This is a genomic window from Mesorhizobium sp. M7A.F.Ca.US.011.01.1.1, assembly GCF_003998295.1.
GTDB lineage: Bacteria > Pseudomonadota > Alphaproteobacteria > Rhizobiales > Rhizobiaceae > Mesorhizobium.
Map to the genome: position 1 here is coordinate 88,649 of NZ_RZRT01000010.1, position 12,142 is coordinate 100,790.

At 64.2% G+C, this 12,142-nt stretch carries 13 protein-coding genes and 1 tRNA gene; 8 read left to right on the plus strand and 6 right to left on the minus strand.

Annotated features, from left to right (window positions below; translation table 11 throughout):
• Positions 1–13: 13 nt before the first annotated feature.
• Positions 14–1,276, plus strand: a complete 1,263-nt coding sequence (locus tag EOA13_RS13450; RefSeq protein ID WP_127293164.1) for an NAD(P)/FAD-dependent oxidoreductase — start codon at positions 14–16, stop codon at positions 1,274–1,276.
• Here the strand turns inward: EOA13_RS13450 and EOA13_RS13455 are convergent.
• Positions 1,224–1,970, minus strand: a complete 747-nt coding sequence (locus EOA13_RS13455) for a glutathione S-transferase family protein (protein ID WP_127293166.1) — start codon at positions 1,968–1,970, stop codon at positions 1,224–1,226. The two genes, EOA13_RS13450 and EOA13_RS13455, sit on opposite strands and share 53 nt — an antisense overlap.
• Before the next feature lie 100 nt (positions 1,971–2,070).
• Here EOA13_RS13455 and EOA13_RS13460 point away from each other — a divergent pair, with 100 nt between their 5' ends.
• The 3 genes from EOA13_RS13460 (at position 2,071) to ilvC (ending at position 4,380) form a co-directional block, all read left to right on the plus strand.
• Entirely contained in the window at positions 2,071–2,529 is a 459-nt protein-coding gene (locus EOA13_RS13460) for a MarR family winged helix-turn-helix transcriptional regulator (RefSeq protein ID WP_127293167.1), read from the plus strand.
• 151 nt (positions 2,530–2,680) lie between these two features.
• Positions 2,681–3,334, plus strand: a complete 654-nt coding sequence (locus EOA13_RS13465) for a TetR/AcrR family transcriptional regulator (protein ID WP_164780063.1) — start codon at positions 2,681–2,683, stop codon at positions 3,332–3,334.
• Positions 3,335–3,360: 26 nt separating this feature from the next.
• Positions 3,361–4,380 (plus strand): ketol-acid reductoisomerase, encoded by a 1,020-nt coding sequence (gene ilvC / locus EOA13_RS13470; protein ID WP_013531065.1) that lies wholly within the window; start codon positions 3,361–3,363, stop codon positions 4,378–4,380.
• Positions 4,381–4,483: 103 nt separating this feature from the next.
• On the opposite strand, the gene EOA13_RS13475 is transcribed toward ilvC, so the two are convergent.
• Positions 4,484–5,047 (minus strand): BA14K family protein, encoded by a 564-nt coding sequence (locus EOA13_RS13475; RefSeq protein WP_127293171.1) that lies wholly within the window; start codon positions 5,045–5,047, stop codon positions 4,484–4,486.
• Between the two features lie 189 nt (positions 5,048–5,236).
• On the opposite strand from EOA13_RS13475, the gene EOA13_RS13480 reads away from it, so the two are divergent.
• Together EOA13_RS13480 and EOA13_RS13485 are read left to right on the plus strand one after the other, a co-directional pair.
• Positions 5,237–6,364 (plus strand): endonuclease/exonuclease/phosphatase family protein, encoded by a 1,128-nt coding sequence (locus EOA13_RS13480; RefSeq protein ID WP_127293173.1) that lies wholly within the window; start codon positions 5,237–5,239, stop codon positions 6,362–6,364.
• A 16-nt stretch (positions 6,365–6,380) separates the two neighbouring features.
• On the plus strand, positions 6,381–7,097 hold the full coding sequence (locus tag EOA13_RS13485; protein WP_127293175.1) for a hypothetical protein: 717 nt from the start codon (positions 6,381–6,383) through the stop codon (positions 7,095–7,097).
• Here EOA13_RS13485 and EOA13_RS13490 read toward each other — a convergent pair.
• The 4 genes from EOA13_RS13490 to EOA13_RS13505 all read right to left on the minus strand — a co-directional run bounded on the left by EOA13_RS13490 (position 7,094) and on the right by EOA13_RS13505 (position 10,692).
• Positions 7,094–7,336 (minus strand): hypothetical protein, encoded by a 243-nt coding sequence (locus EOA13_RS13490; protein WP_127293177.1) that lies wholly within the window; start codon positions 7,334–7,336, stop codon positions 7,094–7,096. The two genes, EOA13_RS13485 and EOA13_RS13490, sit on opposite strands and share 4 nt — an antisense overlap.
• 131 nt (positions 7,337–7,467) lie before the next feature.
• Positions 7,468–8,685: an ABC transporter permease gene (locus tag EOA13_RS13495; protein ID WP_127293179.1), complete on the minus strand. Its 1,218-nt coding sequence runs from the start codon at positions 8,683–8,685 to the stop codon at positions 7,468–7,470.
• On the minus strand, positions 8,682–9,395 hold the full coding sequence (locus EOA13_RS13500; RefSeq protein WP_127293181.1) for an ABC transporter ATP-binding protein: 714 nt from the start codon (positions 9,393–9,395) through the stop codon (positions 8,682–8,684). The genes EOA13_RS13495 and EOA13_RS13500 overlap by 4 nt, the downstream gene beginning before the upstream one ends.
• 4 nt (positions 9,396–9,399) lie before the next feature.
• A complete protein-coding gene (locus tag EOA13_RS13505) occupies positions 9,400–10,692 on the minus strand; it encodes an efflux RND transporter periplasmic adaptor subunit (protein ID WP_127293183.1) in 1,293 nt (430 codons plus the stop codon).
• Between the two features lie 101 nt (positions 10,693–10,793).
• Between EOA13_RS13505 and EOA13_RS13510 the strand changes: the two genes are divergently transcribed.
• Positions 10,794–11,702 (plus strand): PhzF family phenazine biosynthesis protein, encoded by a 909-nt coding sequence (locus EOA13_RS13510; RefSeq protein ID WP_127293185.1) that lies wholly within the window; start codon positions 10,794–10,796, stop codon positions 11,700–11,702.
• A 355-nt stretch (positions 11,703–12,057) separates the two neighbouring features.
• Positions 12,058–12,133, plus strand: a tRNA-Lys gene (locus EOA13_RS13520).
• Positions 12,134–12,142 lie beyond the last annotated feature (9 nt).

The following is a 12,142-nucleotide window of genomic DNA, read 5'->3' on the forward strand; positions in this document are numbered from 1 at the left end:
GGCGGCTGAAGGATTGTCCCGGCCAGTTCGGCTTGGGGGCATTGGCATTTCCTACGACATAGCAATTGCCGGCGCCGGGCCGGCGGGATTGGCCATGGCGCTCTATCTCAAGCGTGCCGGGCATCGGGTCACGGTCTTCGAGCGCTTCGATGAGCCGAAGCCGGTCGGCTCCGGGCTGATTCTGCAGCCGACAGGGCTGACTGTGCTGGCGGATCTCGGCCTGCTCCAAGACATACTGGCGCTGGGCAGCCGCATCGACCGCCTGCATGGCGCCGATGCCAGCACCGGCCGCACCGTGCTCGATGTCCGCTATGATGCGCAACGCGGCGGCCGCTTTGGGCTGGCGGTGCACCGGGCGGCCTTGTTCGGCGTGCTTTTCCGCGCCGCGCAGCGCGAGGCGATCGCCATCGAGACCGGCGTCGAGATCGAGGCTCTGGAGACCGGCGAACGGGCGACGCTGATATGCGGCAACGGACGAGGGGCAGGGCCGTTCGACCTCGTCGTCGACGCCAGCGGTTCGCGCTCGAAACTGCGCCGCGCGAGCGCTCCAGGCGAGCCAAGAGCACTCACCTATGGCGCGTTCTGGGCCTCGCTTGGTTGGCGCGACGACGGTTTCGATGAGCATGCGCTGCTGCAACGCTACGACAAAGCGAGCGTGATGATCGGCGTGCTGCCGATCGGCCGGCCGCAGCCGGGTGCTGAAAAGATGGCGGCATTTTTCTGGAGCCTCAAGCCGGCGGATTTCGAGCAAGTGCGGGCAGTGGGTCTGGACGCCTGGAAGGAAAGGGTGGTCCGGCTGTGGCCACAGAGCGAGGCGTTCACCAGTCAGATCGACAGTTTCGACCAGCTCTCGCTGGCCCGCTACGGCCACCACACGATGAAGCTCCCGGCCGGTAGGCGATTGGCCGTCATCGGCGACGCGGCGCATTCCACCAGTCCGCAACTCGGGCAAGGGGCGAACATGGCGCTGCTCGACGCGGCGGCGCTCAGCCATGCGCTGGTGCGGACAACGAGTGTCGAGGCAGCACTGGAGGCCTATGCGAAGGCGCGGCGCTGGCATGTCCGCATCTTCCAGGCGCTGTCGCTGGCATTCACGCCGTTCTACCAGTCGGATTCGGCGGCGCTGCCCTTCATCCGCGACCGGTTGGTGGCGACGGTGGCAAAAATCCCGCCGGCGCCGCAGTTTCTCGCCTCGATGGTGGCCGGTACGGTGATCGATCCGTTCAAGCGGATTGGGCTGACCGAGGCGCGGTGGCTGGATCGTTTTGCCGGATGAGGCCTGAAAGGTGCGATCCCTTCGCTTGCAGGAAAGCATGCAGGCGCTGCGGGTACTCCGGCGCCACGGCTTGCCTGATCGACGGGCGTTCACTCAACGCCTTGCGCCAGGCTCGGACGAGCGGTTTGCCGTCCAGAATGCCGAAATCACCGATGCGGTCGAAGACATCGAGATAGCGGAAGACCGGACCGTAAACGGCGTCGACCAGCGAAAAGTGCTTGCTGGCGAACCAGGGTCCGCCGGGCTCGTCCGCCAGCTCGGCTTCGAGGCGATCGAACATGGCGGACAACGCGCTGGATTCGGCAAGGAAGCCAGCCTCGGTCGAGGCTGAATAGAACCGGCCGATGGCGTTGAGGGTCGCCGAACCGAACTCGATCCAGGCGCGATGACGGGCGCGGGCATAGGGATCGACAAGGTGGAGGGGATTGGCCTGCGTCTCTTCGAGGAATTCCAGGATGACCGCTGACTCGAAGACCACCGTTTCCTCGCCATTTCGCTGCACGCGCAGCAGCGGCACCTTGCCGAGCGGCGAGATCGCCTTGAACCAGTCCGGCTTGTTGGCGAGGTCGATATCGATGCGCTCGAACGGCACGCCCTTTTCGACCAGCGAAATCGCGGCGCGCTGCACATAGGGGCAGAGGTGATGGCTGACGAGAATGAGCTTGTCGGCGCGTGTGCAGGTTTCGTGTTTCATCGGATCGGCTTTCCAGGGTTAATGCAATTGCATCTATGTAGATGCACATGCATCGACCGTCAAGCTTGATGCAATTGCATCTATCGTCTAGGGATGCACCATGACTGAGAAAGCCATGCCTTCGCCCGAAGCCATCAAGGCCTGGGCTCGCCTGATGCGCGTTTCGCGCCAGCTGATGGAAAGCGCCGAGGAGGCGTTGAAGGCCGCCGGCCTGCCGCCGCTTGCCTGGTACGACGTGCTGCATGAGCTCGCCGAGGCGGGTGAGGGCGGGCTGCGGCCGTTCCAGCTCATCGAGCGCACGCTGTTCGCGCAATACAACATCTCTCGGCTTCTGGCCCGCCTAGAGGCCGACGGACTGGTGGAGAAACTGCCGGTGGCCGATGACGGCCGTGGCCAGACCATCCGCATCACCGCCAGCGGGCGAGAGACACGCCGCCAGATGTGGGCTGTCTACGGACGCTCGATTGCGGAACTGGTAGGCGCCAAATTGTCGGCGGATGAGCTGACCATGGTCTCGGCATTGCTTGGACGGCTGCGTCAACCGCCAGCCGGCGACTAGGCGAGGCTTGTCGCGCGCGGCAACGCTCATCCACTTGCAGATATTTTGCTCTCGTCCTCTTGCGTGCGGCCTTGGAATGCGCAATATGCCGAACCGTAACGTACGGTACGGATTGCCGAGTGATCGGTGGCCTGCCTTTCGAGAGAAGAGCGTGTTGCACATCTTGCCCGATATGGACACCAGCGAAGCGCTGACAGAACGGCAGAAGGCCGTCCTCGACGCGGCGTTGCGGCTGCTGGTCGAGGAGGGCGATCATCTGACCATGACCGCCGTGGCGCGCCGCGCCAGCTGCTCCAAGGAAACGCTCTACAAATGGTTCGGCGACCGTGACGGGCTGCTGACGGCGACGGTGCAGTGGCAGGCCTCGAAAGTGCGGGTGGCGCCGGTTGACGGCAAGGGGCTCGATCTTGCCTCGCTGACCGCAAGCCTCGAACGCTTTGCCTCGGACTGGCTTAAGGTGATCTCCAGCGACACGTCGATCGCCCTCAACCGGGTGGCGGTCAGCCATGCCGGTTCCGGCAAGGACAATCTCGGCGCCGTGGTGCTGGAGAACGGCCGCTTCGCATTGGCCAAACGGCTGAAGCCGGTGCTTGAGGCCGGCCGACGGACCGGGCTTTTGGATTTCGCGGATGCCGAAACGGCCTTCCGCACCTTTTTCGGGCTGGTCGCCCGCGACGTGCAGATCCGTCTGCTGCTCGGCGACCGGCTGGAATTGACTGAGGCGGCGATCGGCGGCGATGCCGCGCGGGCGACGCAGCAGTTTCTCGCTCTTCATGGAGCAAAAACCGGGCCGCAAGGCCTCTGATTTGTAAAAACGGGAAGGAAGACAAAATGCGCGTCTATTACGATCGTGATGCCGATCTCAATCTGATCAAGGGCAAGAAGGTCGCCATCATCGGCTATGGCAGCCAAGGCAGGGCGCATGCGCTCAATCTCAAGGATTCCGGCGCCAAGGAGATCGCCATCGGCCTCAAGGCCGGCTCGGCGACCGCCAAGAAGGTCGAGGCCGACGGGCTCAAGGTGATGAGCGTGGCGGACGCCGCCAAATGGGCCGACCTGATGATGATGGCAACGCCGGACGAACTGCAGGCCGACATCTACAAAAACGAGATCGCGCCGAACATCCGCGACGGTGCCGCAATCGCCTTCGCACACGGCCTCAACGTGCATTTCGGCCTGATCGAGCCGAAGTCGACGGTCGACGTCGTCATGATCGCGCCGAAGGGTCCCGGCCACACGGTGCGCGGCGAATACCAGAAGGGCGGCGGCGTGCCGTGCCTGGTCGCCGTCAACCAGGACGCTTCGGGCAATGCGCTCGACCTGGCGCTGTCCTACGCCTGCGGCGTCGGCGGCGGCCGTTCGGGCATCATCGAGACCAATTTCCGCGAGGAATGCGAGACCGACCTGTTCGGCGAGCAGGTCGTGCTGTGCGGCGGTCTGGTCGAGCTGATCCGGGCCGGTTTCGAGACGCTGGTGGAAGCCGGCTACGCGCCTGAGATGGCCTATTTCGAGTGCCTGCACGAGGTCAAGCTGATCGTCGACCTGATCTATGAAGGCGGCATCGCCAACATGAACTACTCGATCTCGAACACCGCCGAATGGGGCGAATATGTCTCAGGCCCGCGCATCATCACCGCTGAGACCAAGGCCGAGATGAAGCGCGTGCTGAAGGACATCCAAACCGGCAAGTTCACCTCGGAGTGGATGCAGGAATACCGCGCCGGCATGTCCCGCTTCAAGGGCATCCGCCGCAACAATGACAGCCACCAGATCGAGGAAGTCGGCGCCAAGCTGCGCGCGATGATGCCGTGGATTTCCAAGAACAAGCTGGTCGACAAGGCGAAGAACTGAGCGAAATCCACAAGCGCTCGAAAACAGCGGCTTCCATGAACAAAAAACGGCGCCTAGTGGCGCCGTTTTTTCATTCTGTCGGTCAGCTCAGCTACAGGCCAGCTCAATAGGGTGAGTAGCACTGCTGCCGCGGGCCGTTATAGGGCTGGAACGTGTTGTCGTAGGCCCGGTACGACCGGTAGCGGTTGTAGCACCATTGGACATGGGCGCTCGAAAGCCGTCCCGCGCGGTAGTAGCGGCGCGGCGCCGGCCGGTCATAGTAGTCGTAGTTGTTGTACATGCTGCCGAGGCCAAGCCCCAGCCCAAGGCCCAGAATCGCTGCACTCGCGCCATCATCATAGTAACGGCCGCCGCGATAGTGATGGCGACCATGGCGCCAACGCCAGTTGTCTCCGCCATTCCAGTTACCGCCGCCGCCGTGCCAGTGTCGACGGCCGCCGTTCCAATTGCCCGACCGGCGCCATCTCCAATTGTCGTTGTTGAACTGACGGTTGTTGCCGCCCGCCCAGCTGTCGCGGACCGGCGTGACATTCGGCGCCGCCGTGCTGGTGGGAATCGACAGGTCCGGCTGCATGATCGGTCCGGCGGCGGATGGTGCCGTGATGCCGGAGAGGATACCGAGGGCTATCAGCCCCGATTTGACCGTGGAAGAAAAGAGCGAATTCATTGCACTCTCCAAGAGCTACAGGCCCCACGCCCACCCGAGGAATGGGGCAACAATGGATGTTTGCATCTGAACGGCGGATGAACGGAAAGGTTCCGTCAACCATGACGCGAACGCACCCAGGACCAATCGATCTCAGCTGGTGATCCTGCGAGCTTGTTTTCCGAAGCACTTGCGGGCAAAGGTCATGGCATGTCGCTGCGCCTTGCCACCTTCAATGTCGAGAACCTGATGAACAGGTTCGATTATTCCGGCTATCGCAACCAGCTCAACGAGGATCGCACGCTGGCGCTGTTCGATATCCAGAGCGAGGCCGAATACAGGATGCTGGAGCAGGCCCGCGCCATCGCACAGTCCGACGACACGCGCCAACTGACGGCGCTGGCAATCGCTGCCACCCGGGCCGACATCATCTGCATGCAGGAGGTCGACAACATCGAGGCGCTGAAGGCCTTCGAATACGGCTATCTGTTCAAGATGGTGGGGCAGGGCTACCGGCAGAAATACACCACAGCGGGCAATGATTCGCGCGGCATCGACGTGGCCGTGATGATGCGCAACGAGACCGCGCAGGGGCAGCCGATCGAATTCGTGCGCATGACCAGCCATGCCTATGTCACCTACGAGCAGTTCGGGCTGCACACGCCGGAACTCGAGGCACTGGGCAATCAGTCCAATGAGCGCATTTTCCGGCGCGACTGCCTGGAGATCGACGTCACCGTGGGCGGCGTGCCGCTGACGCTCTATCTCGTGCATTTCAAGTCGATGGGCTCGCCGCGCAACGGGCTCGACGGGCGCGAGGCGACGATGCCGGTGCGCATCGCGGAGGCGCAAGCCGTGCGGCGGATCATCGAGGAGCGCTTCGGTGGGGACACCGCTGACAAAAGTGGGGCCGCCGACAAACGCTGGGCGATCTGCGGCGACATGAATGACTATCGCCAGCGCGTGAAGGTAGCCGGCGATGCGATCGACGGTTATCGCTTCGAGGTGGTCGACGAAGCCCTGTCCTGCATCAACGTGCTGACGGCAGGCGGCTTCTGCGAGAACGTCGTCGAGCGGCGGCCGGAGATGAACCGCTGGAGTTTCTACCACACGCGCGGACCCGAAGAGCGGCATCTGTGCCAACTCGACTACATCCTGCTGTCGAAGGGGCTCGCCGCCAGCAACGCAACGGCCGTTCCCGACATCATCCGCAACGGCCAGCCCTGGCGCACCATTTTTCCGCCCGGCCAGGAGGTCGAGCGGTTTCCGCGCGCCGGCTGGGACCGGCCGAAGGCATCGGACCATTGCCCGGTGGCGATCACGCTGGACATGACCTGAGCTGCGTTAGAGCAAGATGAGCTTCGACCTGCCCCGCAATGTCATCCTGCCGGTCGATGCCGTCGATGTCAGGCTCGATCCTGGCCCGCATCCCTTCGCCCGGGATAATGCAGAGGCGATCGCCGAGAACTGGCAGCGCGAGATATCAGCCAATCCGGCGCTGTTCGACGGCACCGTGGTGCTGCTGTCGCAACTCGCTTACCGCGATAACCGTCTCGTCGGCCGCTGCCATGCGGTCAACTACTCGACGTTCATGCTGTGGCGGAAGCGGCGCGAGAATTCGGGCGCCGAGCATGCCTATGCCCATGCCATGCTGGTGGCCGGCGACAATGCGCTGGTGGCGATCCGCATGGGTCCTCACACAGTCAACGCCGGCCGCGTCTATTTCGCTGCCGGCTCGTTCGAGCCGATCGATTTTCGCGATGGGCTGGTCGATGTCGATTTCAACATGATCCGCGAGGTGCGCGAGGAAACCGGTCTCGACCTGTCAGGTGCTGAACGCGGCAAGCGCTACCACGCCATGTCGACCAGCAGCGGCACGGTGATCTTCCGCCGCTATCACGAGACGGCGCCCCCAGACGAGATCGCCAGGCGCATCTCAGCCTTCGTCGCCACCGAGACCGAGCCGGAGATCCAGGGGCCGGTGATCATCCGCCATGCGGCCGACCTGCCGGACGGGCTCTCGCCGCACATGAAGCCGCTGATCGAGTGGCATTTCGCAAACGGGAATTAAGGGCGCGTCTTGTTCTGCGCCGCGTTGCGATCGTTGCGGGCGGCGACGAGGAACAGGATGAAGCCGATGCCGAGCAGGCCACCCATTGCCATTCCCATGGTTTGGCCGACGACCGCCTGGAAGTCAGCGGTGACGCGGTCGGGATTGGCCATGCCGTAGCGGGCGAGATACCACCAGATGCCTGCAAGGCCTGCCTCGATGAGCACCATCGCCAGGACCAGTCGCGCCTTCTTGCTCATCCGCCATTCCTCCGCCCAAGGTGAATTGCCCTACCATCGCGAACGGAGCGGCGACAGTGGCGGGGCAGGCTGGAAACGCCGAAGACTGTGCAAAACCAGTCGGAGCGCTGGCGCGCTTCCGACCGGGTTGCCTACTCGTGCCTTAGCGCGTCGATCGGATCGAGCCTGGCGCCGCGCAATGCTGGGAAGAAGCCGAACACCATGCCGATCAGCGCGGAAAAGCCGACGGCGAGCAGGATCACCGCCGGGCTCGGCGCGAACGGGATGATCAGCGTCACCGCGGCGAGACCGGCCAGCGCCAGGCCGATCAGGATGCCGATGATGCCGCCGAGCAGCGACAGCACCGTCGCCTCGACCAGGAACTGGATCAGTATGTGCTTCTCATGCGCGCCGATGGCGAGCCTGATGCCGATCTCGCGTGTGCGTTCGGTGACCGACACCAGCATGATGTTCATGATGCCGATGCCGCCGACCAGCAGGCTGACGCCGGCGACGGCGCCCAGCATGCCGGTCATGGTGGTTGTGGCGCTGGCCATGGCGTCGGCGATCTGGGTCATGTCGCGGATGGCGAAATCGCTCTCGCGGTCGGGCGTGATGCGGCGCGCGTCTCGCAAAATGTCCTCGACGCGGGGCTGCAACTCGCTGGTCGGCGTACGGTCGTCGGCGGCGATGTAGATGTTGTCGATGTCGCGGTTGCCGGCGATGCGGCGCTGGTAGGCATGCAGCGGCATCAGCACGACATTGTCCTGGTCCTGGCCGAAGCCGGTATAGCCCTTGGGCTCGAGCAGGCCGATGATCTTGCAGGAGGTGCGGTTGACGCGGATGATCTCGCCCTCCGGATCGCCGGCGCCGAAGAACTGCTGGCGCACCGTCTCGCCGATCAGGCACACGCCGGTGCCCGAGCGGGTTTCGGAATCGCTGAACGGGCGGCCCGACACCAGCTTCCAGTCGCGCGCATCGAGATAGGCGCTGTCGGTGCCAGTGACGCCCGAGGTCAGGCTCTCGGTGCCGAAGATGACCCGGACCTGCTTTTGCGAGGCCGGCGAAATCGCGCGCGCGCCGCTGAGATGCGCCACAAGTGCTGCAAGGTCCTTTTCCGCGAGCGGACGCACCACCTGGTCGAGCCCGCCCGGTCCGCCGGGGCCGGCCGGACGGCCGGAGCGGACCACCAGCAGATTGCTGCCGAGCTTGGAGATGTCGGCCTTGACCTTTGCTGTGGTACCCGAGCCGATGGTAAGCATGGCAATGACGGCGGCAACACCGATGACGATGCCGAGCAAGGTCAGGAACGAGCGCAGCACGTTGCGGCGGATCGAACGCAGCGAGAGACGGACGGTTTCCCAGATCATGGCTGTGCGATCTCCAGCTTCCTGGAATCCGAAGCGACATGGCCGTCGAGGAAGCGGATGGTGCGCTCGGCATAGTCGGCGACGTCGGCCTCATGCGTGACCATGGCGATGGTCAGGCCAAGCCCGGTGTTGAGCCGGGTGAGCAGCTCCATGATCTCGTGCGTGCGGGCGGTGTCGAGATTGCCGGTCGGCTCGTCGGCGACGAGCAGTGTCGGGCGCGTGACGATGGCGCGCGCGATCGCCACGCGCTGCTGCTGGCCGCCGGACAGTTCGGCCGGCGTGTGGTGCTCGCGTCCGACAAGGCCGACCTCTGCCAAGGCCTGCATGGCCAGGTCGCGGCGCTCGCGGGCGGCGACGCCGCGATAGATCAGCGGCAGTTCGACATTTTCGGCCGCCGTGGTGCGGGCCAGCAGGTTGTAGCCCTGGAAGACGAAGCCGACATAGAGGTTGCGCAGCATGGCGCGGCGGTTACGGTCGAGGCGGCCGGCATCGATGCCCATGAAGGAATAGGTTCCGGCCGTCGGCGTGTCGAGGCAGCCGATGATGTTCATCGCCGTCGACTTGCCGGAGCCGGACGGACCCATGATGGCGACGAATTCGCCACGCCGGATGGCAAGATCGACGCCGGCCAGCGCGTGCACTTTGGCCTCGCCCTGGCCATAGCTCTTCCAGACCTTGTCGAAGGTGATGAGGGTCGCGCCCGCAGCCACGGCATCAGCTCCGCTGCTGCGACGCGGTGATGATTTGAGCGCCTTCATCCAGGCCCGAAATGATCTCGGTCAGTTCGCCGTCGGTGGAGCCGATCTTGACGTTGACCGGACGCGGACGGCCGTTCTCCAGCACGTACAGCGTGCGAGAGCCGTCTGTGGGCACTGTGGCGGCCTGGCGCTGGCGGTTGCCGCCGGGGCGGCCCATGCGGCCGGTGAACAGGTCGCTCAGGCTCCAGCCGCGGGCGGCCTGCTGCGCCGGACGATAGCGGAAGGCGGTGGCCGGCACGGTGAGCACGCCCTTGGCCTGTTTGGTGACGACCGAAACGGTGGCGGTCATGCCGGGCCGCAGCAACAGCTCGTTGTTGTCGACCTCGAGCCGCGCATTGTAGGTGACGACGCCGTCGGTGGTGACAGAGGCATAGGAGATATCGCGGATCTCGGCATCGAACGGCCGCTCGGGGAAGGCATCGACGGTGAAGCGGGCGTGCTGGCCTGACTTGACCGCGCCGATGTCGGCCTCGTCGACCGCCGCCACCAGTTCCATGTTCCTGAGATCGGCGGCGATGATGAACAGCACAGGCGCCTGCAGGGAGGAGGCGACCGTCTGGCCGGGATCGACCGAGCGCGTCAGCACGATGCCGTCGATCGGCGCATAGATGGTGCTCTTGGCAAGGTCGGTCTGCTGCGCCTTGAGGTCGGCCTGGGCGATGGCGAGGTTGGCCTGCGCACTGTCGAGCGCTGCCTTGGAACGGTCGCGCGTGGCGGTTGCTGCTTCAAGCGACTGGTCGGTCGCCATGCCGCGCTTGGTCAGTGCTGCTGCGCGCACCAGCGCCTTCTCGTTTTCGGTCAGCGTAACCGTGGCGTCCTCGACATTGGCGGCGGCGGCCTTGGCCGAAGCTTCGGCGCGCTCGATCTGGACTTCGAGTTTCACCGTGTCGAGTGTCGCCAGCACGTCACCCTTCTTGACCTGCTGGTTCTCCTCGGCCGAGACCGAGCGGATGATGCCGGACAGTTCGCTTGAAATGTCGACCTGGGTCAGGGGCTGCAGCGTGCCGGTTGCCGATACCGCGACGGTGAGGTCGGCCTTGGCGGCAGGCACGGTGGTGTAATCGATCCTGGCCGGCGAGCCGGCATACCACTGATAGACGCCGAGCGCGGCGACGAGCACGATCAGCGCCAGCAGCGCATAGAGCCAGCCGCGCCGGCGCGACTTGCGCCGCCCCGTCTGGTCGAGTCCAAGCGCCGTCTCGATGGCGGAATCCGATTCCGTCTTTGGCAGATTGACAATCTGGTCCACGCTGGACCCCTATAATGCGCAATGTCCCTATCTGTGCACAGATCAGGCTTACTGGTTCAAATATCAAATTAAATTTCGCCCATGTTGGGATTGAGGCAGGAATGAAAACTCGGAATTACTTGCTTTACGATGTGTTTACGACCGAGCGACTGGCCGGCAATCCTTTGGCCGTCGTGCTGGACAGCAAGGGATTGGACACGGCCGCGATGCAGGCCATCGCACGTGAGTTCAACCTGTCGGAATCGGTTTTCGTGCTGCCGCCGGACAATCCCAAGCACAAAAACCGCATTCGAATCTTCACCCCCGACTATGAAATGCCGTTCGCTGGCCATCCGACGGTCGGCGCCGCGATCGCGCTGGCCGAACTGGCGCAAGAGGGCGGCGCCGGCATCTTCGTGCTGGAGGAAAACATCGGCCCGGTGCGGTGCGCCGTCAGCAAGCATGACGGCAACACTTTTGCCGAGTTCGACCTGGCGAAGCTGCCGGAGCCGCTGAAGCTCGATGCCGATCCGGAGGCGATCGGCGCCGCCCTTGGGTTGACGCCGCATGAAATCGGCTTCGAGAATCACCGCGTCGCGTTCTGGTCGGCCGGCGTGCCCTACGTCACCATTCCGGTTGCCAATCTCGAGGCGGCGGGCCGAATCCGGCTGGACAACCAGGCTTGGTCGGAACTGGCGCCGCGCAAGAGCGAATGGGCCTTTGCCAGCCCCTATGTCTATTGCCGCGAAACGGTGAACCACGAAAGCGCCTTCCATGTGCGCATGATCGTGCCTGGCACGCCTTCCTACGAGGATCCGGCGACCGGCTCGGCGGCTGCCGCCTTTGCCGGTGCCATCATGCATTTCGACGCGCCGACCGACGGCATTTCGCAGCTGTGGATCGAGCAGGGGCTGGAGATGGGCCGGCCATCGCGCATCCGCCTCGAACTGACCATACAAGGCGGAAAACTGGCCTCGGCGCGCATTGGCGGCAACGCGATCAAGGTGGCGGAGGGCAAGCTGTTCGTCTGACAGCGCCTTAATGGGTCGAGGAAGGCCGTCGCTGTTAGCGATCCTCACCGCCCCCCTCTGTCCTGCCGGACATCTCCCCCTCAAGTGGGGAGATTGCCGTAACTTCTGATTTCGCCAACCTCGGATGCAAAAAGAGAGGCGGGACGACGAATCTTCCGATCTCTCCCCTTGAGGGGGAGATGCCCGGCAGGGCAGAGGGGGGCGCCGTCCCGCCAAGAGAACGTAAGGTTTCGCCCGGCACCAACACCTAAAAGCGAGGCTCCAGGCGATTTGTCGGGAAATGATTCCGGCAGGGCTGGACAGGACCGATGGTGGCGGCTATATGCCCGCCAACGCCGGTTTTTGCCGGCCGAGTGGGTGCGTAGCTCAGTTGGTAGAGCAGCTGACTCTTAATCAGCGGGTCCACAGTTCAATCCTGTGCGCACCCACCAAATTCTTCA

Excerpts from the sequence above, each read along its gene's own strand:
- EOA13_RS13485 (WP_127293175.1), top strand. The coding sequence starts at position 6,381 with ATGAGCTTCGACCTGCCCCGCAATGTCATCCTGCCGGTCGATGCCGTC.
- EOA13_RS13475 (WP_127293171.1), bottom strand. The coding sequence starts at position 5,047 with ATGAATTCGCTCTTTTCTTCCACGGTCAAATCGGGGCTGATAGCCCTC.
- ilvC (WP_013531065.1), top strand. The coding sequence starts at position 3,361 with ATGCGCGTCTATTACGATCGTGATGCCGATCTCAATCTGATCAAGGGC.
- EOA13_RS13495 (WP_127293179.1), bottom strand. The coding sequence starts at position 8,685 with ATGATCTGGGAAACCGTCCGTCTCTCGCTGCGTTCGATCCGCCGCAAC.
- EOA13_RS13490 (WP_127293177.1), bottom strand. The coding sequence starts at position 7,336 with ATGAGCAAGAAGGCGCGACTGGTCCTGGCGATGGTGCTCATCGAGGCA.
- EOA13_RS13510 (WP_127293185.1), top strand. The coding sequence starts at position 10,794 with ATGAAAACTCGGAATTACTTGCTTTACGATGTGTTTACGACCGAGCGA.
- EOA13_RS13480 (WP_127293173.1), top strand. The coding sequence starts at position 5,237 with ATGTCGCTGCGCCTTGCCACCTTCAATGTCGAGAACCTGATGAACAGG.
- EOA13_RS13460 (WP_127293167.1), top strand. The coding sequence starts at position 2,071 with ATGACTGAGAAAGCCATGCCTTCGCCCGAAGCCATCAAGGCCTGGGCT.
- EOA13_RS13455 (WP_127293166.1), bottom strand. The coding sequence starts at position 1,970 with ATGAAACACGAAACCTGCACACGCGCCGACAAGCTCATTCTCGTCAGC.